The sequence below is a fragment of the Streptomyces inhibens genome, assembly GCF_022221585.1.
Classification (GTDB): Bacteria; Actinomycetota; Actinomycetes; order Streptomycetales; family Streptomycetaceae; genus Streptomyces; species Streptomyces inhibens.
Window position 1 is genome coordinate 1,902,967 of record NZ_CP084681.1, and the last position, 24,065, is coordinate 1,927,031.

A 24,065-nucleotide genomic window follows, 5' to 3' on the forward strand; every position below is an offset into this window, starting at 1 on the left:
CGGGGTCACCGCCCGGTCGAACGCACCGCACGGCCCGTCGGGGAAGCCTGCCGCCCTTCGCCGTCCGGCAGTTCGCCCGCTGCGGCCCCCGCCCGCATCCGCCGCCGGGCCGGCGCCCCGAGCAGGGCGAAGCAGAGGCCCACCACGAGGAAGAGCAGCAGCGGTACGACCTGGCTGAGGGTGTACTGCAGCCGCTGGCCGGCGAAGGCCTCGGGCAGCGAGTCGGCGGCCGAGCCACCGGTGCCGAACCAGCCGACGCCGAATCCGGGCCAGATCAGCACCACGACGGTGAAGGCGACAAGTCCGGTCGCGAGGAAGGTGATCAGCCGGGCACCGGCCCGGCCGCCCGGCACACGGTACGGCCGCGGGGTGTCCGGGTACTTGCGGCGCAGCACCAGCAGGCTCGGGAAGGTGACGACGTAGGAGATGAAGGTGGTGCTGATGGTCAGCCCGAGGCCGGCCGCGAAGTACTTCTCCCCGTCGCCGTCGGTCAGTTGGAGCGCGACGATCAGCAGTACGGAGGCGAGTACCGCGGAGAGCAGATTGACCCGGACCGGCGTGCCGTGGCGCTCGGAGAACGTGCCCAGCCAGGCCGGGCCCGCGCCGTCCGCGCACGCCACGGCCTGGGCCCGGTGCGCGCCCATCGCCCAGGTGACGCCGCTGGTGAGCAGCCCGATGATCAGGCCCGCCGCGGCGATGCTGCCGAGGACGGCGCCGAAGCCGGTGAGCGTGACCGTGCCGTCGGCCGCGATATGGCCACCGTAGACGGTGAACACCGCCTTGCAGGCGTCGATGAAGCCGCCGAGGCTGCCGATCCGCTCGGCGGGAAGGACGAACAGGATGCCGAGGATCGGGCCTCCGTAGAGCAGCAGCGAGGCCAGCCCGGAGCGGAGGATGGACAGCGGGATGTCGCGCTTGGGGTTGGTCATCTCCTCGGCGGCGGTGCTGGGGAGTTCGAATCCGACGTAGTTGAAGATCAGGACCGGTACGAGGGCGAGGAACCCGGCGTAGGTGGGGGCGAACTCACCGGCCGGCAGGGCGTGCACCCCGTGCCGGCCGGCGTAGACGACGACGGAGACGAGGAAGACGCCGAGCAGCACGATCCGGGCGACGGCGCCGGCGATGGGCACCCACTTGCCGACCCGTACGGACTGCACGACGGCCAGCGCTCCCGCCCAGATGAACACCAGCCCGGCGGCGTACTTCCACAGGCCCGGCAGCGGGGTGAAGAACTGCTCCCAGGTGGTCAGGGCGATGATGCAGAGGCTGCCGCCGAGCCACACGGGGTTGGAGAGCCAGTACAGGACCTGGTTGATGCCGGCGGTCAGCCGTCCGAAGGCGAGCCGGGTCCAGACGTACGGCCCGCCCTGGACGGGAAAGGTCGAGCCGAGTTCGGCGACGAGCAGCCCGTAGGGGAGGAAGAAGACCAGCGCCAGGACCGCCATCCAGGTCAGCCCCTGCGGCCCGGCGGCGGCCACCGAGCCGATGGTGTCCAGTCCGACCAGGGTGCAGATCAGGAAGAAGAAGACATCGAGTCTGCGCAGCTCCTTACGGAGCCGGGAGCGCTGTTCGCGCCATCCCGCGGACAGGTCGGGGGCGTTGGTTCCTGGGGACGGTGGTGCTGGGGTCACGGGCTCGACCTCCGTAAACTGACTGAACGAACAGTTAGTAAGAGCAGACTGTGCGGGGCGCCGCACGGCCCGGTCAAGAGGTCGTCACCAGGTTTCGCCGGCGGGTTCCGGCGACGGTGCCTCGGCCCTGGCGACCGGCTCTGAGTAGGGTGACGGAGTGGCGAGGGTACGGTTGAGCGTGGAGGAGCGGCGCGAGGAACTGCTGCGCGCCGCCGTCGGACAGATCGAGCGGCGCGGTGTGGCGGCCCTGCGCGTATCCGATGTCGCCGCCGAACTCAAGGTGAGCAACGCGCTGGTGCTCTACCACTTCGCGACCAAGGAAAAGCTGGTCGCGGCGGCCTTCCAGTACGCGGCGGAGGCCGACCTGGCCCATCTCCAGTCGATTCTGGGCCGGCGCGGCAGCGCGCTGCGCCGGCTGCGCGCCGCACTGCGCTGGTACTCCCCCACCGGGCAGGCCAAGGGCTGGAAGCTGTGGATCGAGGGCTGGGCCGCCTCGCTGCGGGAGCCCGTACTGCGCAAGGTGGCCCAGGACCTCGACCGGCAGTGGAAAGCGGCGCTCGCCGAGGTCATCGCACAGGGCGCGGCCGCGGGCGAATTCGACTGCGCCGACCCGGAGGGCGCGGCATGGCGGCTGACCGCGCTGCTCGACGGATTCGCGGTACAGACGATCACTTACGCGGGTGCGCTGCCCCGCCGCACCATGCAGACCTGGGTCGAGGACGCCCTCACCCGCGAACTCGGCCTCGATGCCGAGCAGGACGGCTGACGGCCCTTAGTACTCCAGCCGTAGATCGTTATGTGCCCTGGTCTTGGGGCTGTCCGCCGCCGGCGGAAACTCAGGTGGCCTCAGCGCACGATCTGGGTAGAGTCGGGCGATGCCCGAGCTGAAGCGGCTGCATGCCGGCCACGCCCCGGCGGTCCTGGCCTTCGAGCTGGCGAACCGCACCTACTTCGCTGCCTCGATCTCCGACCGCGGCGATGACTTCTTCGACCAGTTCGCCGACCGGTACAACGCCTCGCTGGCCGAGCAGGAGGCCGGCAGCTGCGCCTTCTACGTGCTCGTCGCCGAGGACGGCTCGGTACTCGGCAGGTTCAACCTGTACGACTTGGAGGACGGTACTGCCAGACTCGGCTACCGGGTCGCGGAGCGGGTCGCCGGCCGCGGCGTGGCGACCGCGACCGTCCGGGAGCTGTGCCGGATTTCGACCGCGCGACACGGGCTGCGCACACTGCGGGCGGCCACCTCCCACGACAACGCCGCGTCCCAGAAAGTCTTGGCCAAGGCCGGGTTCGTCCCGGTTGGCCCTGCCACCCCGGCCGATCTTGGCGGCAAGTCAGGCACTTGGTACCAGCGCGACCTCCAGCCGTAGACCTTGATCTTGCTCGTGGGTCGGCTGCGGGAAGGCTGCGGCCACCGCTGATCATCGGTGTGTGAAGACTAACGATCTTGCGGTGGCCGCAGGTCACAGCGTAGACCCTGCTCACCGGCAGGAAGCGTTCGAGGGCCTGGTGAGCCGGATAGCCGGCCGGTTCGCCCGGGTTGAACCCCGGCGTCGGGTACGGGATCTGGTGCTGGGGCTGCCGTCGGACCTGCCACGCAAAAACTGCTGGAGCATCGGCGAATGGGCCGGAGAGGCCACCCCGGACGGCATGCAGCACCTGCTCGGCCGGGCCCGATGGGATGCCGGCGCCGCGCGCGATGACGTGCGCGAGTACGTCCTGGAGCATCTGCACGACGAGGGTGCAGTGCTGGTGGTCGACGAGACCGGGGACGTGAAGAAGGGCACGCACACCGTCGGTGTCCAGCGCCAGTACACCGACACCGCCGGGAGGATCGAAAACGCGCAAGTCGCTGTCTACCTCGTCTACGCGGGACTGCGCGGGCACGCGGCGGTGGACCGGGAGCTGTACATCCCGCGCTCCTGGACGCGCGACCCAGATCGCTGCCGAGCCGCGGGCCTGGACGAGGACACCGTCTTCGCGACCAAGCCGGAGCCGGCCGACCGCATGATCGGCCAGTTCCTCGATGCCGGGCACCGCGCCGGCCGGGTCGCGGCGGACGAGGTCTACGGCGGCAACCCGAAGCTGCGCTCCGCGCCGGAAGAGCGCCAGGTCGGCTACGTGCTCGCCGTCGCCTGCTCACATGAACTCACCACTGGCGCGGGGAAGTTCCACGCGGATGCCCTGGCCGCGAAGGTGCCCAAGCGGGCCTGGCAGAAGCTGTCGGCCGGGGCCGGTGCCAAGGGGCACCGCTTCTACGACTGGGCGGTCATCGATCTGGCCGAACCCCGCCCTGGCAGCCGCCAGCTGCTGATCCGCCGCAACCGCACCACCGGTGAACTCGCCTACTACCGCTGCTTCTCACCCGACCCGGCGCCCCTGAACACCCTGGTCCGCGTCGCTGGATCAAGGTGGCGGGTGGAGGAGACCTTCCGGTCCGGAAAGGGCCTGGCCGGACTCGACGAGCACCAAGTCCGCCGCTACACCTCCTGGTCCCGCTGGGTCACCCTGGCCATGCTCACTCACGCCTTCCTCGCCGTTGTCCGCGCCGACGAACACGCCCGGCGCCCCGCACCTGACGGGCTTACCCCGCTCACCTGCAACGAGATCCAGCGACTGTTCATCACCTTGGTCGTCCGGCCCGTGCGCGAGGTAGCCCACCGGCTCGCCTGGTCCGCCTGGCGACGCCGCCACCAGGCCCGAGCCCAAGCCGGCCATTACCGACGACCAGCCGCGAATCAGACATGAAGATCACGATCTACGGCTGGAGTATTAGGAACGAACCCGTTCGGCGCGCTCGGCCTCGCATTCCACGATGCGCGCCTTGATACGAGGATCCCCTGCGAATTCGGGCGGGAGCCGAGTCGTCTCGTAGACGAGAGCTTCCGCAATCTGACTCACTTGCAGACCGTCCACCTGGTATACGAATCGCGCATCACGGTCCTCGAAAACATCGAACAGAACGGCACACTCAAGGAGTGCCCGATCCATATTCGCTCCGCCGAATTCCGCGTCCGTGAGGTCCGCATCTGTGAGATCGGCCATGACCAACATGGCGCTCGAGAAATCGGAATTCCATAAGCGGGAACCGTTCAGCCGCACCCCCGTCATGCCGGCGCGAGTGAAATCGATGCTGCAGAGCAGCGCGCCGCGGATGCTGGCATGGTGCAGCCGCGCCTCGCAGAAGCTGGCGCCCTCCAAACTCGCCCGGTCAAGGAAGGCATTGTCGAGGAGGGCCCGGTCGAAGCGAAGCATTTCCATGTCGGCGCCGCGTAGATCCGTTCGCCGCAGATCTATTCTGCGTTCGCCCTCGTCCCGAACCGGGCGACGCCCGAGTACCGTAATCGCAGCCTGGACATGCTCATCAACCCGAGGTTTCGAGTCGAGCTCCTCGCAAGTGCTCTTCAACGGGGCAGGCGCGTGCAAGCGGACGAAGGAAGAGAGCACCTCAACCACCGTGTCATGGTCTTTCGCGGAGTCACGCATAATGCGCTCAAGAGAGTAGATTCCGCCGAGGCGCTCGGTGGCATTGGAGGATCCCAGAAGCTTGATGGCTTCAACGTAGCGTTCGGTTACTTGGCCTTCGCGAGTCTGCTCCGCCTGCTGCCGGTCCTTGGTTTGGGTATGCGCGAACTGGTCCTGGGCGAGCTTGAACTGATCCTGCGTCTGCTCGAACTGGCGCTGCGACAGCTTGTGGCTACGGTGCGTGTAGTGGACACCGAGTGCGGCGACGGCTCCGGCTGCCAGGGCGGCGAGCATGGTGCGGAATCCGGTGATGATGATCCCGGCGGACGGTGCGAGGCGAGCGTCGCGGACATGTCGGCCTTCGAGCAGCCATGGCCCCCAGATCAGCGCCGCCACAAAGGCGGCCGCCGCCAAGGTGCCCCCGATCGTCCACCACAGCTTCCTCGTCTTCGCACTCATGCCGGCCATGGTGTCCGTGCGTCACACGATGACCGCCGTCAGCGGGGAAGTTCAGAGCTTGATTTGAGGTGCGCCGCGCACGGTTCCTCTCTCCTCGGCCGCGGTGCCTGTGGGTGGCGTCACTGCCGTGCCGTGCCGGCTTCGATCGGTCGGGCGCGCAGCAGTGCGCGGGTGGGCAGGCCGGTGGCGGCGAGGGTGAGGAGGACGGCTCCGGCGGCCAGTTGCAGTGCGGTGCCGGTGGGGATGTAGGGGCGGCTCCGGTGAGGCCGCGGGCGATGGGGACAAGGGTGGTCCAGGCGATGGCGCTGCCGAGGAGGAGGCCGGATGCGGCGACGAGGAGCGCTTCCCAGCGCATCATGCCGCGCACCTGGCGGTGGGTGGTGCCGGAGAGGCGGAGCAGGCCGACTTCGCGGCGGCGGTCGAGGACGGTCATCACGAGGGTGTTGGCGGCCGCGATGGCGGCGAATCCGCCGAGGACAGCGGCCATGACGGTGTTGGCCCAGGAGTTGAGCTCCTGATTCCGGTCTGCTTGGACGCCGTATCCGGCCGCGTCGGTGACGGTGGCCTGTGGGGAGAGCGCGGCCAGCTGCCGGGCCACGGTCTTGGGGTCGGCGCCGGGGGCGGCGGAGACCAGGACCTGGCCGTCCAGGGCGGCGCTCACGTGCTGGGCGACGGCGGCGCGGGGCATCAGTACCTGTCCCACCCCGAGGCCGCGTTCGTACGTGGCGACCACGGTGGGCCGGACCTTGGTGCCGTCGCCCAGCCACAGGGGGACGCGGTCGCCGGTCTTCACGCCGAGGTCTTCGGCGAGCGAGGTGTCCAGCGCGACCGTGTCCCTGGAGGACCCGAGTGCGCTCAATGACCCGCTGCGCACGCCGAGGTCGAGCACCTTGGGCAGTTCGGCCGGGTCACCGGAGATGCCCAGGACCGTCGTCGAGGACAGCTCGTCGCCGGACCGGTAGACGGCCCCCGTGCGCAGCACTCCGGTCGCGGACTCCACTCCCGGTACCCGGGCTGCTCGTTCGGCGGTGGCCGCGGGCAGGCCGGGGCCGGTCGAGCCGAGCACATGGTCGGCGACGGCTGCGACCTCGACGTTCTGGGCGGAGGCGTGGCGGATGGTGCTCTGTATGAAGATCAGCGTTCCGCAGAAGGCGGTGACCATGACGATCGGGGTGATGGCGGAGGCCAGGCGGCGTGCTTGGGCGCGGGTGTTGTCGGCGGCCAAGGAGCCGGCGGCTCCGGCGGCGCTTGCCCGCAGGGGCAGGCCGAGGACGCTCGTGCACAGGCGGGCCAGCAGGGGGCCCAGCAGGGCGACGGCGAGCAGGAAGCACATGACCACGCCGAGGGCGGTGTTGGCGGCGTCGCTGCCGTTGAGCCGGGCGGCGAGACCGGTCAGGGCACCACCGCCCGCGAGGGCGGCCAGGCCCATGACGATCCGGGTCACGCCGGGCCGGGCGGGCTCCACGGACGCTTCCCCGAGCGCCTGGCTGGGGCGGAGCTTGGCGGGCCGGCGCGCGGCCACCCAGCCGGCCGTCAGCGCGGCCAGCACGCTGGTCCCCACCGCGGCCAGCATCGGCACCACACCGATGTCCAGGGACACTTGCCCGGGTACCGCACCGCGGTCGACGAGTTCACCGAACCACCAGCGGGCCAGCGCCAGGCCCGGCAGCACCCCCAGGGCCGCAGCGGCGGGTGCGAGGATCACCGCCTCGGTGGCGATGGTGCGGCGGATCTGCCCGGGGGTCGCGCCGACCGCGCGCAGCATGGCGAATTCGCGGGCACGCTGACCGATGGCCAGAGCGATCGTGCCGATGACGACGAAGATGGCGGTCATCGCGGCGATGCCGCCGAAGGAGCCGCCCAGCCCGATCAGGACGGTCTTGCCTTCAGCCAGAGCGGGCTCCTCGACGGCCCCGCGCGCATCACCGGTGGCGACCTCGGCGCGGCCGTCCACTGCCTGGCGGACCTGCCCGGCCAGGGCGGCGGTGGTGATGCCGTCGCGCGGCTCGACGGCGATGGCGTCCACCGTCCCCGGGTGCCCGGAGAGCCGCTCGGCCACACCGTCCGCGAACCACACACTCGGGCCGTCGGACTGGGCGGAGGCCAGCCCGGAGATCACGTAGTTCCCGCTTCCGCCCGGGGCGGTCAGCGAGACGCGGTCGCCCGGCGCAAGGTGGGCGGCGCGTGCGGCGGCCTCCTCCAGCACGACCTCCCCGGCCCTGGGTGCATGTCCCTTGGCCCGAGCGGAGGAGCCGGGAGCGGTGAGGGCGGCTGCCGAGAAGTTCCGTCCGGTCAGCACGGGCAGTGCGCCTGTCCTCTTCTCCGCCTGTACGGGGAAGGACAGGTCCGGCACGGCCGCGGCCACTCCGGGGCGGGCGGCGATCCGTGCCGTCAGCGCGCTCTCGACACGGCTGCGTTCCGGCAGAGCACGCTCTTTCGACTCCGCTCCCTCGCCCCCCTGGTAACTGATCCGGGCGTAGGGATCGCCGGAGACCACCACCGGGGATTCCGCATAGCGCACGGGCTGCACGTGCGCGGTGATGCCGGTCTGCAGCAGGGCCCCGCAGGCGGTGATGATCGCCGCCCCCAGCAGCAGCGCGATGAAGCTGCCCACGAAGGACGCGGGACGAAAGCGTACGGACGCCCGCGCGAGACCGTTCATCACGCCGCCACCCGGGCGAACCCGCCGGCCGCAGCGGTCAGTGCCACCATCCGGTCGTTCACCGACTGCGGATCAGGGCGCCACAAATTCCCCACCAGCGCCCCTTCGGCCAGGAAGAGCACCTGGTCCGCGTGGGACGCGGCCACCGGGTCATGGGTGACCATGACGACCGTGGCACCCATCGCGTCGACCGCGCGGCGCAGCAGACCCAGGACCTCCCCGGCGGACCGGGTGTCCAGGGCGCCGGTCGGCTCGTCCGCGAACACCACCTCTGGCTGCGTGATCAGCGCGCGGGCGATCGCCACCCGCTGCTGCTGCCCGCCCGACAACTGCCCCGGACGCCTGCTCCCGTGCTCTGCGAGCCCGACCTCGGCCAGCAGCTGCTGCGCCCGCCGCCGGTCCTGCCGCTCACCCGCGAGCCGCTGTGGCAGCAGGACGTTCTGCAGCACGGTCAGGGAGGGCAGGAGGTTGAAGGACTGGAAGACGAACCCGATGCGCGAGCGCCGCAGCTTCGTCAGCCGGTTCTCGCTCAGTTGAGTGATCTCCTCCCCGCCGAGCAGCACCTGCCCCGAGGTCGGCCGGTCCAGACCGGCCGCACACTGCAAGAACGTGCTCTTCCCGGACCCCGACGGGCCCATCACCGCGGTGAAGCTGCCCCGGGCCAGCGCCAGGTCCACCCCGCTCAGCGCCCGGACGGCCGAAGCGCCCCGTCCATGAGCGCGCGTGACGGCGCGCAGCTCGATCGCAGGGTGCCCACCCCCATCCCGCTCGGAGTCCATGCGGTCGCGGCGCCAGGCCATCGTGTCCCTTTCTTCGCTGGTCAACTACCTTGTCGACACTAAGTGGGGGGCTATGTGCCGACCATGGAGTCAGCCGGGCTCTTCGAGGTGGGGGTAGCCCCCGGCTCGTCGGGTGGGGATATCCCCAGGGCGGGTGCCGTAGCCGGGGATGTCACCGCCATGCCCCCACATCGGGCCGCAGCAGCTGGCCTAAGGGCTGTCCCGTAATCCCTGGCGGGCGCACGACGACAGCTACGGCACTCCCCCAGCTAACGCTGGGAGGTGCCCCCACGCCGCGTTGTCGGAACGTCCGGATACGCCCAGTATCCGGACGTCCCTCCGCCTTGCGATGCAGCTCGGCATCCGTACAGCGAATGAAGAGCCGAGACGGAGTGAGCGGTGGGGGCCCCTCCTGCGCCCTTAAGGCGTGGGGGAGAACGCAGTGCATCTGACGCCGTGCGCTGATCCACCAGGGATTACGGGACAGCCCTTAGGAAGCCAGAACGCGTGTGAGGGCGAGTACGGAGGCCAGGCCGCCGCCGAGCACAACGGTCGAGGCGGCGATGACCGGCGCTCGTACGGTCCATGCGCGCAGTTTCGCTGAGTTGGCGGCGCGGGTCAGTAGCGCGTCGCGTCCCCGGAGCACGACGAGGCCGACGCCGGTCAGGGTCAGCGCCATCCCGAGTCCGAACGCCGCCACCATCAGCACCGCGGCGCCCACCCGGCCCGTGAGCAGTCCGCTGAGGAGGACGAGGAACGCCGAGGGGGAGGGCAGCAGTCCGCCGGACGTGCCGAGGAGTGCGATGCCGCGCCAGGTGAGCAGGGATGTGCCGGGAAGAGGGTGGGCGTGGGGGTGGGGGTGGGAGTGGCTGTGATCGTGGCCGTGACTGTGGTGGTGACCGTGGCTGTGGCTGTGGCTGTGGCTCTCACTGTGGCCGTGGCCGTGGCCGTGCGTATGCCGTTGGTTGCTCAGGTGTCGTCGTAGCAGCCCGAGCCCGACCCCGACCACGACCAGCGCGGCGATCAGTTGTAGCCAGCCGGTCAGTGCTGCGATGTCCGGGGCGTTGTCCGCGGCGAGCCACCATGCGAGGGCGAGGGCGGCGACGGATGCGGTGTGCATCACGGCGACGATGACGCCCAGCCATACCGCGTCCCGTGCTCTCCCCCGGCCGCCTATGAGGAAGCCGGCTGCGAGCGTTTTCCCGTGTCCGGGGGCGCAGGCGTGGAAGGCTCCCACCGCCGCCGCGACGAGGAGTGCCAGGGGCAGTACGGCGCGGTGTGCGAGCAGTCCGGACAGGTCTGTCGTCCAGACGCTGAACGGCCCCTGCGGCCCGGCCGCCGCACCGGAGTTGCCACTGCCGGACGGGCCGAGCGTGAGCGTACGGGTCGGCTCCCCGGCCGTGTGCAGACCGCCGCTGCCCGACGGTGTGACGGAGATGGTGCGGTATTTCGGGTCGACGTCGTTGAGTGCGGTGATGGTCACGGCGACCGTGGTCACCTGTCGGGGACAGAGGTAGCGGAGGCGGGCGCCGTCCTGGACGAGGTGCGTGGTGTCTGCGTGATGCAGTGGGCAGGGTCGGCCGTCCTGGCTCAGCCGGATGTGCGAGCCGAGGTATCGCGCTTCGGACGCGTCGGCAGCGTGGGCCTCCTTGCGGAGTACGGCCAGGTCGTCCTTCGCGGCCGACCAGATGACCTCGACCGTCTTGCCGTGGGCCTTGATCCGGGCGGCGGGCGGCGTACCGAAGGGGTGTGCGTCCGCCGTGCCCGCGAGACCGAGCAGCACCAGCGTCGTGAGTACGCCGACGAGGACGGGGCGGACCGCCTTGGAGCAGACGTGGCTGAGGGTGTGCACAGTGGTGTTCCGATCAGGAGTGCCCTGCGGGTGCCTCCCTTGTCGGGGAGGCACCCGCAGGGCGGGAGAGATGTACCGGTCGGTTACCGATCAGCGCCTGGCCGCCAGCGCGTGGATCGTCCCGTCGTCGGTGAGGGCGAATACCCAGTCGCCGCTGATGGACAGTGCCGAGGCCACTCCGCCGCCGAGGTTGTACTCGGCCAGCCGTTTGCCGGTGGCGCGGTCCAGGACGAGCAGACGCCCGTCCCATGTGCCTGCGTACAGGCGGTCCTTGGTCACCACGGCGTGCATCGCGGGGGAGCCCTTCCCTGCGCTGGTGCACCCCATGGCCACCCGCCACTTGTCGTCCAGGGGGCTCTCCCCGGTCAGATGGCCGACGGGGGTCTCCCACAGCGGCTTGCCCGGTTCGGCCGCGCTGGTGTCGTAGGCGCGGATGACACCGTCCCGGCCGGCGATATACGCGGTGTCGCCCCAGACGGCGGGACTGGTCAGCGGAGCCTGCCCGGGTTCGCAGGTGCTGCTGCCGCCCACCGTGGACTGCCACTGGACCGCACCGGTCTTGAGGTCGTGACCGCGGGCGCCGCTCTGGGTCATGGTGACCAACTTCGGGTCCCCCTCGGCCGGATCGGTGAGCGCGGGGGAGGAGTGGCTGTCGATGCCGCCCTGGGTGTTCTGGACCCACAGCTGACCGCAGCTCGCGAGGTCCATGGCGACCAGCGTGTTGCTGGAATCCGTATGCAGATAGGCGGTGTTGGAGCCGGGTTGGCGGACCGCCGTGCTGTGGAACTGGCCCCAGTTGGTCGCTCCGTTGAAGCCGCCCAGCAGGTCACCGCTCTTGGCGTCGCGGCACTGGATCTTGTTCCAGTTCTGATAGACGGCGATCGTACGGTCCTCGCCCTTGAGGTCGAAGACACTGACCGGACCGCCGGCCCGGCCGTAGCGCCGCACGGTGTCGCCGTGCCGCTCCTCGTTCTCGATCGTCTGCCACACGACACGGCCGTCCCCGGCGTCGAGCGCGTAGATCCGGCCGACGGCGGTGGTCAGATAGACCTTCCCGTTGTGGAGGGTGGGTGCCGACTCGGCGTCGCCGTCCAGGTAGGTACGCCAGATCTCGCGGCCGGACGCGAGGTCGTAGGCGAGCATCATGCTGTACGGGGAGTCGAACGCCCGGGAAGAGACGATCACCTTGCCGTCGGCGATCACCGAACCATTGAGATTGAACTGCTCACCGGTGCTCGCAGCCCAGCGCAGATCGAGAGCGGTGCCCGGGTTGTCCGCACTCGCGCCGCGTCCCGCTTCGTCGCGGCCCTGACGGGTCCAGTCCTGGCCGCTCTTCGGGTTGGCCAACTCCTTTGCGGGCACGACCTTGAAGCGGTTCTTGAGGGTGGGCCATGCCGTGCCCTTGGTGTCGACGGCGGTCATCTGCGCCGTGTACGTTCCCGGCCGCAGTCCGCCTGTCCGGTCGCTGACGCGGGTCCAGGAGATCCGGGCGTCGGGACAGGGCTCCGGTTTGCCGCCGGACGGCGTGTAGCAGTTCTCTTTGCCCGTCCGGGCGTTGCCGGCGCCGAACTTCAGGCCGCTCTCGCGCCGTACCGTACGGCCTTGGCTGTCGCGGATGGTGAGGGTTGCGGTGGCCGGTGTGCGGCCGTCGTCCTCGGCGTACAGCTCGACGGGGATGGTGGCGCCGGCTCCGTGGACACTGCCGGGCGCGGGGCTGACCAGTGCCGCATCGTCATCGACGTCGAACTGCCGGTGCGTACCTCTCACATAGCCGGTGTCTTCGTTGCGCCGGGTGCGCGGGTTGTCGGTGATGTCCTTGAAGCTCAGGATCTTGTAGTCCGGGTGGGAGCCGTCGATGCCGTACGCGCCCTGGTTGTTGATCTCGACCGAGCGGTCGAAGGCGCCACGGCGGTACTCGGCCTGCTGGTTGTGGCCGGCGGCGAACATCCGCACGTCGTACTTCGCGAGTTCGTCGATGGTCGGCTGCATACCGGCGCCCGGTCCCCACTGGGTGAACAGTGACCGGTGGGCGAAGAGGAGTACCTGCTTGCCGACCGCGTGGCGCCTCAGGTCCTCTCGCAGCCACTCCAGCTGCGGCTTGAGGCCGCTTGCGTCGTAGTTGTCCTCCAGGACGACGATGTGACGGCCGTTGCGGTCGAAGCTGTACCACTCGGGACCGAGATTGCGGCGGTAGTACTCCATGCTGCCGCCGTATCCCTGGGACGTGGCGGTGCCGCCGACGTCGTGGTTACCGACCGTCGGGTAGAAGGGCATACCGAGTTTTCCGTCGGTCAGGCCCTTGCGCAGGATGTCGTAACCGGCCTGACGGCGCGGTTCCTGGGCGTAGTCGGTGACGGTCAGATCGCCGGTCGCGATGGCCATCGTCGCGCCGTCGACCTCGGACATCGCCTCGACCTGGCCGGTCCACCGCGGCAACGTCCCGCGGGCCGCCTCGTCCGAGGTGTTGGAAACCTCGATGTCGGAGTCCATCACCCACTTCTCGGTGGGGTTGGCGGCGTTCTTGTCCGGCACGAGGGCGAAGTCGATGCCGGTATGCGGACCGTCGCCGTCGGGCACCTTGTGGAAGAACTGCGGGATGTAGTCCTTGCGCAAGGCGGGGGTATAGCCGTTGGGGGAAACCACGCTGACGAGATCGGTCTCCCGGCGGCTCGGGTCCATCCGCAGGGTGTACGAGCCGTCGGCGCCGGTCGTCGTCCAGACGGCACCGTCGGTGACATCGACGCCGGGCAGGGGCGCCTCGCCCCCGTCCCGTACGCCATTGCGGTTGACGTCCTTGAAGACCGTGCCCTGGACGGACACCGGGTCGCTGTTCGCCGCAGCCGCGACCGTCTGGTCGGCGGCAAACGAGGTACCGGCAGTGGCGTACGGCACCAGCCCCGCCACCACAGCGGCACCGGCCGCAATCAGCTGCTTACGGCGCCGACGGGTGGTGCGCACCGACTGCCGCAGGTGCGGGCGCGGAGGTGTGGGCCGGTACTGCGAACGGCGCCGGAGCGCCCAGCGGAGGGCCTGCAGCGCCACGACGGCAAGGGCTGCGCCGAGCACCGCGGTGCGCCACGGGAAGGCAGTGCTCGCGGGGCCCTCATGGGCACCCCAGGCATCGACGACCGGGGCCGCCGCGGTCGCATCGACCGTATTGCCGTCGAACTCGACGACGGCCTGGGTCAGTCCGCCCTCCGTCAGCATCGACGTCAGGTCGAGTTTGTCGACATGGCAACTCCACGCCAGCTCGACCACCACACCCCCGGGGACTCCACCGCTGTCGCCGGCGACACCGGAGCCGGTGGCCGGACAGGAGGCGGTCAGAAGGCGCGACGCCCAAGCGCCCGCCTTGTCGGGCGAGACCACGTCACGGTGGACGATCAGCCTCCCGCTGGTGACGTTCTCCTTGGTGGAGACGACGAGTTCGGCGTGGTGCGGCGACACATGCGCCGACGCGGGCTGCACACCGAAGCCCAGGACGAAGAACAGCAGCACAAGACCCGCTCTGGCTGCTGCGCGGATTGGTTTCATGCGCAGGAACGCTGTCGGCGCCACAAGGCCGGCAGCGAAACGCGCGGCGACAATTCCGCTTCACGACGCCAAACAGGTGCCTCATCGGCAGACATGCGCCAAGCAGCGCGACACGGCCCGCAAGAGTCGCCATGTCGCAGACAACCATGCGGCGTTGCACAGCCTCTCCCTGGGTGACATTGCCCGGACGCCACGGAGGAGCAATGAACGCAGCGAGAACACGCCGCGGTGCCCTGGTGGGCGCGGCGTTGGCCGGGGCAGCGCTGGTCGTCTCAGCCGTCCCACCCGCCGCCGCGGTCGTCGGAGGAGACCGCGCCGACATCAAGAAGTACCCCTGGACAGTGGCCCTGACGTCGGCGGACGACGTGAAGCTTCCGGAGTGCGGGGGCACGCTCGTCGCGCCGAACAAGGTGCTGACCGCGTCCCACTGCGTGAATCCGGCCACCGTCGATCAGCTACGCGTGGTCGCCGGCCGGGAGGATCTCCGGAAAACCGGCGAGGGCACGGTCCGCAAGGTCGCGAAGGCGTGGATCCACCCCAAGGCCAACACCGAAGGGAACGGCTCCACTTACGCGCACGACATCGCCGTCCTCACCCTCAACGCCCCCATGCCCTACCGCACTCTGCCTCTCGCCACTCCGGCGCAGCAGAAGCTGTACGAGGAAGGCACACCCAACAGGGTCCTGGGATGGGGGTCCACGACCGGTCGCGACGACGATGACCGCGTGCCGCCGCTGCAGACCGCACTGATCCCCAACCGTGGCGACGAGCAGTGCGTCACCGCATATGGCAGCCGTCGCTACCAGAAGCGCTACACGATGTGCCTGGGCTACCCGGCCGGTGGTGTCAACGCCTGCTACGGGGACAGCGGAGGACCGGTCGTCGTCAAGGGGCGGCTCGTCGGTGTCATCAGCGGCGGCGGCAGCTGCACCAACCGCCTCTACCCGGGCGTCGCCGTCAAGACCGCCTCCTACTACGCGCTCCTCCAGAGCCAGATGGCCGGATAGCTGGACAGCCAGGGAGAATCACGATGACTCGACGGCACGCGTACCCGCGTATGCCCGCACTTGCCTGTCTCATGGCGCTCGTTGCCTTCGGCTTCGCCGTGCTGCCGGCCCCCACCGCCCACGCCATCGTCGGCGGTCGGAAAACGAGCACGGCGCAGGCACCATGGACGGTCGCGGTCAACCTGTGGCGGCAGACCGACACCTACCCGCGTTCGGGCCAGTTCTGCGGCGGCACGCTGGTCACCCGGACGAAGGTCGTCACCGCCGCCCACTGCGTGGTGACCGAAGAGCCCACCGATCTGGGGGTCCTCGCGGGCCGCACCGACCTGCGCCGTCATGACGGCACCCTGCGCAAGGTGACCAAGGTCTGGATCCACCCGCGGTTCGGCCGCCATCTGGAGAACGACGTCGCCGTCCTCACCCTCGATACGCCCATGCCCGCGAAGTACACGCCGCTGCCCCTCGCCACCGCCGCCGACACCGGTTCGTACCGCCCGGGCACCGGCGCACGGGTCTACGGCTGGGGCCTGCTGGACTACGAGAACCGCGAGGCCAACAGCCTGCGAACGGCGAACCTGCGCATGCTCCCCGACAGGACGTGCCGGCGACTCAATCCCGGAGGCGACTTCGACCCCAGGATGCACGCCTGCGCCAACGATCCGGTCACCGGCGCCCACCACGCCGAGGGCGACAGCGGCGGTCCACTGGTCGCGGGCGGAAAGCTGATCGGGATCGTGAGCTGGCTGGCCAACAGCAACGCCACCACGCCCACGCCTGGCGTCTACACCCGCGTCTCGGCCTTCGCCCGCGAGATCGCCGGCCAGATCCGGCAATAGGCCTCTGAGGCACCTGGGGATCTGAGGATCAGAAACTCGGAGGGGTTTCGGCCCAGACGCAGACGGCCGGGACGTCCCCGGGGTTGCTGTAGCGGTGCGGGGTGGCAGAGGGGAAGCTGACGCAGTCGCCGGGCCCCAGGCGGTAGGGGACGCCGTCGACCCAGTAGTCCAGTTCGCCGCTGAGCAGGACGCCGACCTCCTCGCCGGTGTGGCTGTGCGGCCGGTCACCGGAGGAGGCTCCCGGGGCGACCTCCAGCAGCATCATCTCCAGCCTGCCGCCGTGCTCGGGGTTGAGGAGGGTGTAGGTGACCCCGTCCACACCCGCCCGGGTCAGCTCGACGCGCTGGTCGGGGCGGGTCAGGACGCGCTGCTCGCGGTCGACGGCGTGCAGCAGCCGGCTGAGGGTGGTGCCGAGGGCGTTCACGATGGTGCGCAGCGTGTTGATCGTCGGGCTGTTCACGTCCCGCTCGACGTTGCTGAGATAGCTCCGGGACAGCCCGGTCTTCTCGGCGAGCTGTTCCAGCGTCAACCCCCGCGCCTGACGTTCGCGGCGCAGATGCCGGCCGATTCCCTCGTCCGCGTCGGGTGCCGCGCCCTGAGCGCCGTCCTTCGCCACGCGCCCTCACCTCTTTCCCGTGTCGAGTAAACAGGACATCCCATCCACTATATCGTTTGCCCGAATGTCTTACATCCTCTACTGTCCGTCTTCTATAGAAGACGCCGACGCGGGCGTCCGCTCGTCGGGCGTACCGCCGAGAACTCCTTGAGGACAGATGGACTCCGCTCCCGCTTCCCCTGCCCACGACCAAGCCCGTGCGCTGCCCGAACTCCGCCTCCACCTGGGCGCGTTGGAGCACAACGTGCACCTCATGGCGGACTGGTGCCGCGCGCACCGCCTCGAACTGTGCCCCCACATCAAGACCACGATGACCCGCCCCGTGGTCGAGCGGCAGCTGACCGCCGGGGCATGGGGTGTGACGGTGGCCACCGCCCGCCAGGCCGACACCGCGCTGAGCTGGGGCGTACGCCGGATCCTCATCGCCAACCAGGTCGTGCACCCCGCCGACCTGGCGCTCCTGCGAGCGCGCCTCGACGCCACACCCGACCTGGAGCTCTACTGCCTCGTCGACTCCGCGGCCGGGCTCCGGTACGCCCGCGCGGCCTTCAACGGCGCCGAGAACCCCCTCCGGATGCTGGTCGACGTCGGCGTGCAGGGCGGCCGTACCGGAGTGCGCGGTGCCGCTGAGGCGTACGAGCTGGGGGCAGCCGTGGCGAAGACGGGAGACGGACTGCTGCTGGCCGGTGTCGCCGGGTATGAGGGGGTGCGGCCCAACCGCCGGGACGCCGCCACGCTCGCCGCGGTCGACGCCCACTGCCGTGTGACGGCCGACGCCTTCGCCTCCCTCGCCCCGCTGTACCGGACCCCGCGGCCGGTCTTCAGCATGGGCGGCTCCGCCTTCCCCGACCGCGTCGCCGACACCGTGGCGGACCTCGCACGCCGGTTCCGCGACCTGCCCCTGGTGCCGGTGCTCCGCTCGGGTTGCTATGTCACCCACGACCACGGCACCTACGCACAGGTCTCACCCCTGCCCGGCCTGCGCCCGGCCCTCACCGTCCGGGCCGCCGTACTGTCCACCCCCGAGCCCGGCACCGCCGTCATCAACGCCGGGAAACGCGAACTCCCCTACGACGCCGGCCTGCCCGTCCTCCTTGCCGCATACACGGCGACCGGCGCCCCGCGCCCCGCGGCACAGGCCACCGCGGCCCAGATCTACGACCACCACCTGGTCCTCACCGACACACAGGGCCTGGACGTGGGCGACACCGTCGACCTCGGCATCTCCCACCCTTGCTCGGCCTTCGACCGCTGGCCCGACATCACCGTCACCGACGACAACGGAGACGTACGCGACGTGTGGCACCCGCGGTTCCACCGGTAGCCACCGTGCGCCGAGGGGTTCGCCGCCGGTTTTGCGTACTGCCTCGGCGTCCCGTTCAGGAGGGGTCGGCGGGGACGGCGGCCAGGAGGTCGCGGACCACGGGCCCGGCGGAGCCACCGCCGGTGACCCCCTGCTCGACGACGCAGGCCACGGCGACGTTGCCGCGATGGGCGGCGAGCCAGCCGTTGTTGGGTTCTTCCTCCGAGACCTCGGCGGTGCCGGTCTTCGCGCCGACGTCGCCGGGCAGGTCGGACAGGACCCTCGCCGTGCCGTCGGTGACGGTGGCGCGCATCATTGCGCGGAGTTGTGTGACGACCTTCTGCGGGAGCGGGGTGGTGGTGGTCGTGTTCCTGTTCCCGCGGGTGATCGAGGGCTGATGGAAGGTGCCGGAGACCGCGGTGGCGGTGACCGACGCCATGATCAGCGGGTTGGCCTGGATCCTGCCCTGCCCGATCATCGAGGCGGCCTTCTCGGTCTCGTCCTGCGGCGCCGGCACCGACCCGTCGTACGAGGGGATGCCGACGTGCCACTCCTGGCCGACACCGAAGTACTTGCCGGCGACGTCACCCGGTTCCTGGTCACCGAGCTTGCCGCGCAGGCCGATGAACGCGGTGTTGCAGGACTCGGTGAAGTCCTTCAGGAAGGTGGCGTTGCGGTGTTCGGAGGTCTCCACGTTGTGGAACTCCTTCCCCACCGTGAGGTACTTGGGACAGTCCACGATGTCGGCGGGTGCGACGGCGCCCTTGAGCAGCAGGGCGCCGCTGGTGACGATCTTCCAGGTGGACCCGGGCGCATAGGTGCCGGAGACGGCGCGATTGAAGCCGGACGACGGGGAGTTGGCCATGGCCAGGATCTCGCCGTTGTCGATCCGGAGCGCGACGAGCGAGGCGTTCTTGCCGTGGGCAGCGGAGGCGAGGGCCTTCTCCGCGGCGGCCTGCCAGGTGGCGTCGAGGGTCGTACGGACGGGCCGGTCGGACGGCCGGCCGGATTTCTTCCCGAAGGTGGCTTCCGTGCGCTCGACCTTTCCGGTGGCCCGGTCGACGAGCTGGATCGCACCGCGCGGGCCGGTGCCGCCCGCGCCGTCGTCGATCTGGGCCAGGACGGGGCTCAGGGAGGGGAACGTGTCGCCGGAGAGGGCCACCCCCTTCCGGTCGGTGACCTCAGGGGCGTCCGTGTCCTCGCGTTCGAGGTGGAACTTCTTGGCTCCGCTCAGACGCGGGTGGACCAGGGACAGTGTCCAGTCCACCTTCCAGCTGCCGTCGCCCTGTTTGCGGAGCGGCAGCTTTGACGTGTACGTCCAGGTGCCCAGGTCGGTTATGGGCATCTTGGCGGTGAAGGGGACGCTGACGGTGTCGTCTTCGGCCTCCGTGGGCGCCGCCGCGGTGAGCGTCGGTTTGCCGATGTCGAGGCCGGCGGTGAAGTTGCGCAGCACGTCCTGCGCCGTAGCAGGTCTGGTGGTACGGCCGGCCGCGTTCGGCAGGCGCCCGGCGGCCCAGTCGGCGAGGAAGGCGCGCGCCTGGGCCAGGGCCGCGGGATCGGGGCCTGCCGCACCACGGGCGAAGGGACCGAGACCGGCCGCGTACGTCCCGCCCACGGCGACCGCGCTCACCACGGCCACCGAGGTGACGGCCCGAACCATGGTGCGCGGCTTGCGACGGCGAGTGGTGGCGTACCCGGATTTCGGCATCGGGAAGTCCTTGTCATGTCGGTCTTGCCGGTCTGGTCCGTCGGTCTCGTCGGCCTGTTCCGTCGGTCTTGTCGGCCGGTCTTGTCGCTGCTCAGAGGCGGAAGAAATCGAGGATCGTGCTGGTCGCGTTCAGTGCGGTGCTGGTGCGCCCGAAGCCCTTGGGCGGAGTGATGCGCGAGCCCGGCCAGGCGTGTCCCGCGTCGTGCATGACGAGGAGCTGAACGGTGGCTCCCGGGTTCCTGAGGCGCCACACGGTGCGGTCGTAGCCCGCTTCGGTCTCCGTGGCCGGTTTGCCCGCCCCGCCCGCGGCCGCGAACGCCCCGGCGCTGTCCCGGGCCGACATCGTCGGTGTGACCGGTTCTTCACCGGCGGGGGCGGGGGTGGGGCTGGGCATTCCGGCGAGCGGGCGCACCGGGTCGTCGGCCCCGTAAATGATCATGGCGGGCACCGGTCCGGTGGGCTTGACCGCGGCGGCCCCCGTGGGGAGCTCGCCGGACACCGCGGCCGCTCCCGCCAGCAGTTCGGGGTGCTGGGCCGCCACGCGCAGCGCCATCGAGCCCCCGTTGGAGAACCCGACGACGTAGACCCGCTCGGGATCGGCCCGTTCCGTACGCACCAGTTCGTCGATCAGCGTCTTGGTGAACCGTACGTCGAGGTCCGGATCCGGCCGCTGCTCGGTTACCTGGGTGCCGGCGCCCCACAGCTTGTGCAGTCCCTCCGGATAGGCGATCAGCATGCCGCGCGCCCTGGCGTCCTCGTCCAGGCGGCTCTGCTCGCGCAGGTACGAGGCGGTGGAGCCGCGGCCGTGGAAGGCGATGATCAGGGGCCGGGGCTTGCTGCCGTTCGCGGCGGGCCGGTGCAGCAGGTACTCCCGCGTACGGCCGTCCACCCGCAGCTGCTTCGGGGGTTCGGCCGCTGTGGTCGGAGCCACGGAGCCGCCGGCCTTGGTCGGTGGCGCGGGCGGCTCGGTCGTCGTACCGCAGCCGGCGAGTGCGAGGCCGAGCAGCAGCGCGTGGCACCAGGCGCGCACGGTGCGGCCGCGGCGAGAGGGGGTGAAGGAATCCATGTCCTGAGGAGAGCAATGCCTCCCGGTATCTGTCCAAGATGCATATCGATCTCGAATCGATCAATTGTCGATATGATTGCTGTTCATGGACCTGGTTCGGCATCTGGAGTGCTTTGTGGCTGTTGCAGAACAGTCACACTTCGGCCGTGCCGCGGCTCGTCTGGGCATGGCCCAGCCACCGTTGTCGCAGCGCATCCAGCGGCTGGAGCGGGAGCTGGGCGTCCGGCTGTTCGAGCGCACCAGTCGGCAGGTGACGATCACCGATTCCGGGACGCTGCTGCTGGCGGAGGCCCGTGAACTGCTCGCCCGATCAGAGGCGTTCATGGCCACCGCGCGCCGCATACGGGACGGTGAGACCGGCCTGCTGCGTGCCGCCCTGTCACCCGATATCGCCGGCGAGACCGTCGCCGCGGTGCTGGCGGATTTTCCGCGGCGCCATGCCGGCCCGGAACTGGAGCTGCACGAGCTGTCCACCGCTCAGCAGCTCGCCCGGTTCGCCTCCCACGACCTGGACGTCGGGGTCATCCACCACCCCTGTGACGTCTCCGGGCTGGAACTGGGCCCGGTTCTGCGCCGCGAGTTGGGGGTACTGCTGCCGCGCAGCGCCGCCGCGGCCGCGCTCCACGAGGTGCCGCTCACGTCGCTCACCGGGTACGACCTGATCCTCTTTCCCCGGAGCAGTGCTCCGGCGCTGTACGACGACCTGCTGACCACCTGCGCCCGCAACGGCTACACCCCCGCCGCCGTCCGGCACGGCCAGGGCGCCAGTTTCGTCCGCGGCCTGGTCCTGTCCGCCGGGGCCGTGGCCCTCGGCCCGTACGACGCCCAGCCCACCGACGTCCGCGATCGGAACGCGGACGCCGGCTCGGGCGTCGTATGGCGTCCGCTCGCCGGTGCCCCACTGGCCTGGCGGCACTCCGTGGCCTGGCCGAAGGGCCGCGGCGACGCCGCCGTCAGCGCCTTCGCGGAAGTGGCCACGCACGCGCTGCGGACGACCGCCGGCGCGCGGGGCGAGGCGCCCGCAGGGCCGCTGCACCTTCGCCCGGCATCGGAGTACTGGCTGTGACCGACACCCCGGCCCGCATTCACGCGGCCTTCGCCGAAGCCGGTGGCACCGGCTGGCTGCACGCCCTCGACATCGACTCCGGCGCGCAGATCGAGGCCGGCGCGGACCAGCCGGTCTGCACCGCCAGCGTCCACAAACTCTGTCTGCTCGTCACACTCCACGAGCTGGCCGCTTCGGGGAGCCTGGACCTCGGCGAACAGATCGAGTGCCCGCCGGCCGGCCGCACGGCGGGCCCCACCGGACTGGCCGCCATGCTCGACCCCGTCCGCATATCCGTGCGCGATGCCGCCTACCTGATGATGGCGGTGAGCGACAACGCCGCCGCCGACCTCCTGCTGCGGCACGTCGGCCTCGACGCCGTCAACGACGCCATGCCCCGCCTCGGCCTCACCCGCACGCACGCCGTCCACACCTTCGGCGAACTCTTCGCCACCATCCGGGAGGACGCCGGCCCCGGCGGCGCCCAGGCACTGACCGACCCGCACGTCATCACCCGGCTCAGGGCCCTCGACCCGGCCCGCACCAACCGCAGCACCCCGCGCGACATGACCCGCCTGCTCGGCGCCGTCTGGCGCGACGAAGCCTGCACCCCCGAGCACGGCGCCGCCATCCGTCGCATCCTCGGCCTGCAGGTCTGGCCACACCGCATGGCTTCCGGCTTCCCCTTCGACGACGTCCACGTCGCGGGCAAGACCGGCAGCCTGCCGACCGTGCGCAACGAAGTCGGCGTCGTCGAGTATCCCGACGGCGGCCGCTACGCCGTCGCCGTCTTCACCCGCACCGCCAACACCGCCGCCACCCTCCCCGCGGCCGACGCCGTCATCGGCACGGCCGCCCGCATCGCCGTCGACGCACTGCGCGCGCCCTAGGTGAGCTCGAAGGCGCTACGCGGCCGAGGCCCGCACGCCGGTGCCGGGCCGGCTCGGGCCGGGAGAGCGCGTCAATCGCCCCAGATCTTGCGGTAGGCCTGGCGGTAGCCCTCGGAGTCCCAGGACAGTGCGCCGCCGCTGTTGGCGGCGGTGGCGATGTGGACGGGGGCGACGTACCCGCTGTCCGGGGTGCCGGTGAAGGCGCGGTTGAACTCATCGACGATCTGCCAGCCCTGTTCGGAGAGGGGCTCGGGCACGGTGGCGGCCTGGAACTCCTTGCCGTTGACGCGCTGGAAGGCCGACGGGTCGCCGTCACCGGCACCGATGTTGAACGGGGCGCCGGCGCCGTCCTTGCCCGCGGCGCGCAGGGCGGGCGCGGCGTGGCGGAAGTACAGGTCGTTGATGGCGGCGGAATAGGTCCACTTGCGGCCGAAACGGGACAGCAGAGAGCGGACTTCCCCGATGGAGCGGCTGTTGGCTTGGGGGATGGGGATGTTGGTGTAGCTCAGCAGCTTGGTGCCGGAGCAGGTGGCGAGTTCCTTCTTGATCAGATCGGACTTGCGCTTCGCGAAGGGTACCGAGGCGTCGGTGAACAGGACGACGCCCGCGCGGCCGTTGGACCGGGCGATGATCCAGTCGGCGCTGATCTTCGCGACGTCCTCGACCCGGGAGGTGATGTTGCTGAAGAGTTGCGGGTCTTTGCTGGGGCCGGGAGCCGGGGCGGCGTGCCAGCCGATCAGCGAAATGCCCGCCGAATTGGCCTTTTTGACGTCCTCTGCGGCTATCCCGGGATCGAAACCGCTGATGACGATGCCGTCCGGCTTGAGGCGGAGGGCCTGCTTGAAGGCGGCCCGCTGACCGTCGGGCGTGCCCTGGCCGTTGAGGGTGCGGGCGTGCCATCCGACGATCTCGGCGGCTTCCTGAACACCTTGGGCGACTCCGGCGACGCCGGGGTTGGTCAGGGTCTGGGCGATATAGACGATGGTCTTGCCGTGGACCGCCTTGGGGCCGGTGGTGGGGCCCCTCCAGGGGGCGTTGACCTCCTCGGCCTTCGTGACGGCTTGCTTGGCCCTGGAAAGGGCGGCGGGGCATCCGGGCTTGGAGGAGCTCCCGTGGGATGCGGTGGCGCCGGCGCCGGGTTCGCAGCCGACGGCGGTGGCCATGACCAGGAGTGCGGCGGCTGTCACGACCGCCTTGCGGGTGGGGTGCACG

General features: G+C 70.4%; 18 protein-coding genes. 8 read left to right on the forward strand and 10 right to left on the reverse strand.

Annotated elements, in window-relative coordinates:
- Positions 1-5 precede the first annotated feature (5 nt).
- Positions 6-1,631 (reverse strand): APC family permease, encoded by a 1,626-nt coding sequence (locus KI385_RS08880; RefSeq protein WP_238571667.1) that lies wholly within the window; start codon positions 1,629-1,631, stop codon positions 6-8.
- Between the two features lie 157 nt (positions 1,632-1,788).
- On the opposite strand from KI385_RS08880, the gene KI385_RS08885 reads away from it, so the two are divergent.
- The 3 genes from KI385_RS08885 to KI385_RS08895 all read left to right on the forward strand — a co-directional run bounded on the left by KI385_RS08885 (position 1,789) and on the right by KI385_RS08895 (position 4,379).
- The gene (locus KI385_RS08885) at positions 1,789-2,397 is read left to right on the forward strand and encodes a TetR/AcrR family transcriptional regulator (protein ID WP_238571668.1); all 609 of its coding nucleotides are present in this window, start codon (positions 1,789-1,791) and stop codon (positions 2,395-2,397) included.
- A gap of 109 nt (positions 2,398-2,506) precedes the next feature.
- Positions 2,507-3,001 (forward strand): GNAT family N-acetyltransferase, encoded by a 495-nt coding sequence (locus KI385_RS08890; protein ID WP_238571669.1) that lies wholly within the window; start codon positions 2,507-2,509, stop codon positions 2,999-3,001.
- Positions 3,002-3,083: 82 nt separating this feature from the next.
- Positions 3,084-4,379: an IS701 family transposase gene (locus KI385_RS08895; protein WP_425357065.1), complete on the forward strand. Its 1,296-nt coding sequence runs from the start codon at positions 3,084-3,086 to the stop codon at positions 4,377-4,379.
- A gap of 24 nt (positions 4,380-4,403) precedes the next feature.
- Here the strand turns inward: KI385_RS08895 and KI385_RS08900 are convergent, their stop codons facing one another.
- The 5 genes from KI385_RS08900 to KI385_RS08920 all read right to left on the reverse strand — a co-directional run bounded on the left by KI385_RS08900 (position 4,404) and on the right by KI385_RS08920 (position 14,382).
- Entirely contained in the window at positions 4,404-5,390 is a 987-nt protein-coding gene (locus KI385_RS08900) for a pentapeptide repeat-containing protein (protein WP_238571670.1), read from the reverse strand.
- Positions 5,329-8,217 (reverse strand): ABC transporter permease, encoded by a 2,889-nt coding sequence (locus KI385_RS08905; protein WP_238571671.1) that lies wholly within the window; start codon positions 8,215-8,217, stop codon positions 5,329-5,331. The genes KI385_RS08900 and KI385_RS08905 overlap by 62 nt, the downstream gene beginning before the upstream one ends.
- On the reverse strand, positions 8,217-9,017 hold the full coding sequence (locus tag KI385_RS08910; RefSeq protein ID WP_238577626.1) for an ABC transporter ATP-binding protein: 801 nt from the start codon (positions 9,015-9,017) through the stop codon (positions 8,217-8,219). The genes KI385_RS08905 and KI385_RS08910 overlap by 1 nt, the downstream gene beginning before the upstream one ends.
- Before the next feature lie 469 nt (positions 9,018-9,486).
- Positions 9,487-10,848: a HoxN/HupN/NixA family nickel/cobalt transporter gene (locus tag KI385_RS08915; protein WP_238571672.1), complete on the reverse strand. Its 1,362-nt coding sequence runs from the start codon at positions 10,846-10,848 to the stop codon at positions 9,487-9,489.
- 90 nt (positions 10,849-10,938) lie between these two features.
- Positions 10,939-14,382 carry an outer membrane protein assembly factor BamB family protein gene (locus KI385_RS08920; RefSeq protein ID WP_238571673.1) on the reverse strand — a complete coding sequence of 1,148 codons (3,444 nt, stop codon included), beginning with the start codon at positions 14,380-14,382 and terminating at the stop codon, positions 10,939-10,941.
- A 203-nt stretch (positions 14,383-14,585) separates the two neighbouring features.
- On the opposite strand from KI385_RS08920, the gene KI385_RS08925 reads away from it, so the two are divergent.
- Positions 14,586-15,389 (forward strand): S1 family peptidase, encoded by an 804-nt coding sequence (locus tag KI385_RS08925; protein ID WP_238571674.1) that lies wholly within the window; start codon positions 14,586-14,588, stop codon positions 15,387-15,389.
- 23 nt (positions 15,390-15,412) lie between these two features.
- Entirely contained in the window at positions 15,413-16,225 is an 813-nt protein-coding gene (locus tag KI385_RS08930; RefSeq protein WP_238571675.1) for a S1 family peptidase, read from the forward strand.
- Between the two features lie 28 nt (positions 16,226-16,253).
- On the opposite strand, the gene KI385_RS08935 is transcribed toward KI385_RS08930, so the two are convergent.
- The gene (locus KI385_RS08935; RefSeq protein ID WP_238571676.1) at positions 16,254-16,841 is read right to left on the reverse strand and encodes a cupin domain-containing protein; all 588 of its coding nucleotides are present in this window, start codon (positions 16,839-16,841) and stop codon (positions 16,254-16,256) included.
- Between the two features lie 157 nt (positions 16,842-16,998).
- Between KI385_RS08935 and KI385_RS08940 the strand changes: the two genes are divergently transcribed.
- Positions 16,999-18,165 carry an alanine racemase gene (locus tag KI385_RS08940; protein ID WP_238571677.1) on the forward strand — a complete coding sequence of 389 codons (1,167 nt, stop codon included), beginning with the start codon at positions 16,999-17,001 and terminating at the stop codon, positions 18,163-18,165.
- 55 nt (positions 18,166-18,220) lie between these two features.
- On the opposite strand, the gene KI385_RS08945 is transcribed toward KI385_RS08940, so the two are convergent.
- Together KI385_RS08945 and KI385_RS08950 are read right to left on the reverse strand one after the other, a co-directional pair.
- Positions 18,221-19,852 (reverse strand): penicillin-binding transpeptidase domain-containing protein, encoded by a 1,632-nt coding sequence (locus KI385_RS08945; protein WP_238571678.1) that lies wholly within the window; start codon positions 19,850-19,852, stop codon positions 18,221-18,223.
- A gap of 91 nt (positions 19,853-19,943) precedes the next feature.
- Positions 19,944-20,918 (reverse strand): CE1 family esterase, encoded by a 975-nt coding sequence (locus KI385_RS08950; protein ID WP_238571679.1) that lies wholly within the window; start codon positions 20,916-20,918, stop codon positions 19,944-19,946.
- An 85-nt stretch (positions 20,919-21,003) separates the two neighbouring features.
- On the opposite strand from KI385_RS08950, the gene KI385_RS08955 reads away from it, so the two are divergent.
- Together KI385_RS08955 and KI385_RS08960 are read left to right on the forward strand one after the other, a co-directional pair.
- Positions 21,004-21,984: a LysR family transcriptional regulator gene (locus tag KI385_RS08955; RefSeq protein WP_238571680.1), complete on the forward strand. Its 981-nt coding sequence runs from the start codon at positions 21,004-21,006 to the stop codon at positions 21,982-21,984.
- Positions 21,981-22,853, forward strand: a complete 873-nt coding sequence (locus tag KI385_RS08960) for a serine hydrolase (RefSeq protein WP_425356891.1) — start codon at positions 21,981-21,983, stop codon at positions 22,851-22,853. Before KI385_RS08955 ends, KI385_RS08960 begins: the two co-directional genes overlap by 4 nt.
- Positions 22,854-22,924: 71 nt before the next feature.
- On the opposite strand, the gene KI385_RS08965 is transcribed toward KI385_RS08960, so the two are convergent.
- Positions 22,925-24,064 carry a substrate-binding domain-containing protein gene (locus KI385_RS08965; RefSeq protein ID WP_238571681.1) on the reverse strand — a complete coding sequence of 380 codons (1,140 nt, stop codon included), beginning with the start codon at positions 24,062-24,064 and terminating at the stop codon, positions 22,925-22,927.
- Position 24,065 lies beyond the last annotated feature (1 nt).

Coding starts and splice junctions, on each gene's coding strand:
- KI385_RS08890 (WP_238571669.1), top strand. CDS start 2,507: ATGCCCGAGCTGAAGCGGCTGCATGCCGGCCACGCCCCGGCGGTCCTG.
- KI385_RS08900 (WP_238571670.1), bottom strand. CDS start 5,390: ATGCTCGCCGCCCTGGCAGCCGGAGCCGTCGCCGCACTCGGTGTCCAC.
- KI385_RS08905 (WP_238571671.1), bottom strand. CDS start 8,217: ATGAACGGTCTCGCGCGGGCGTCCGTACGCTTTCGTCCCGCGTCCTTC.
- KI385_RS08910 (WP_238577626.1), bottom strand. CDS start 9,017: ATGGCCTGGCGCCGCGACCGCATGGACTCCGAGCGGGATGGGGGTGGG.
- KI385_RS08920 (WP_238571673.1), bottom strand. CDS start 14,382: ATGAAACCAATCCGCGCAGCAGCCAGAGCGGGTCTTGTGCTGCTGTTC.
- KI385_RS08925 (WP_238571674.1), top strand. CDS start 14,586: ATGAACGCAGCGAGAACACGCCGCGGTGCCCTGGTGGGCGCGGCGTTG.
- KI385_RS08930 (WP_238571675.1), top strand. CDS start 15,413: ATGACTCGACGGCACGCGTACCCGCGTATGCCCGCACTTGCCTGTCTC.
- KI385_RS08940 (WP_238571677.1), top strand. CDS start 16,999: ATGGACTCCGCTCCCGCTTCCCCTGCCCACGACCAAGCCCGTGCGCTG.
- KI385_RS08945 (WP_238571678.1), bottom strand. CDS start 19,852: ATGCCGAAATCCGGGTACGCCACCACTCGCCGTCGCAAGCCGCGCACC.
- KI385_RS08950 (WP_238571679.1), bottom strand. CDS start 20,918: ATGGATTCCTTCACCCCCTCTCGCCGCGGCCGCACCGTGCGCGCCTGG.
- KI385_RS08955 (WP_238571680.1), top strand. CDS start 21,004: ATGGACCTGGTTCGGCATCTGGAGTGCTTTGTGGCTGTTGCAGAACAG.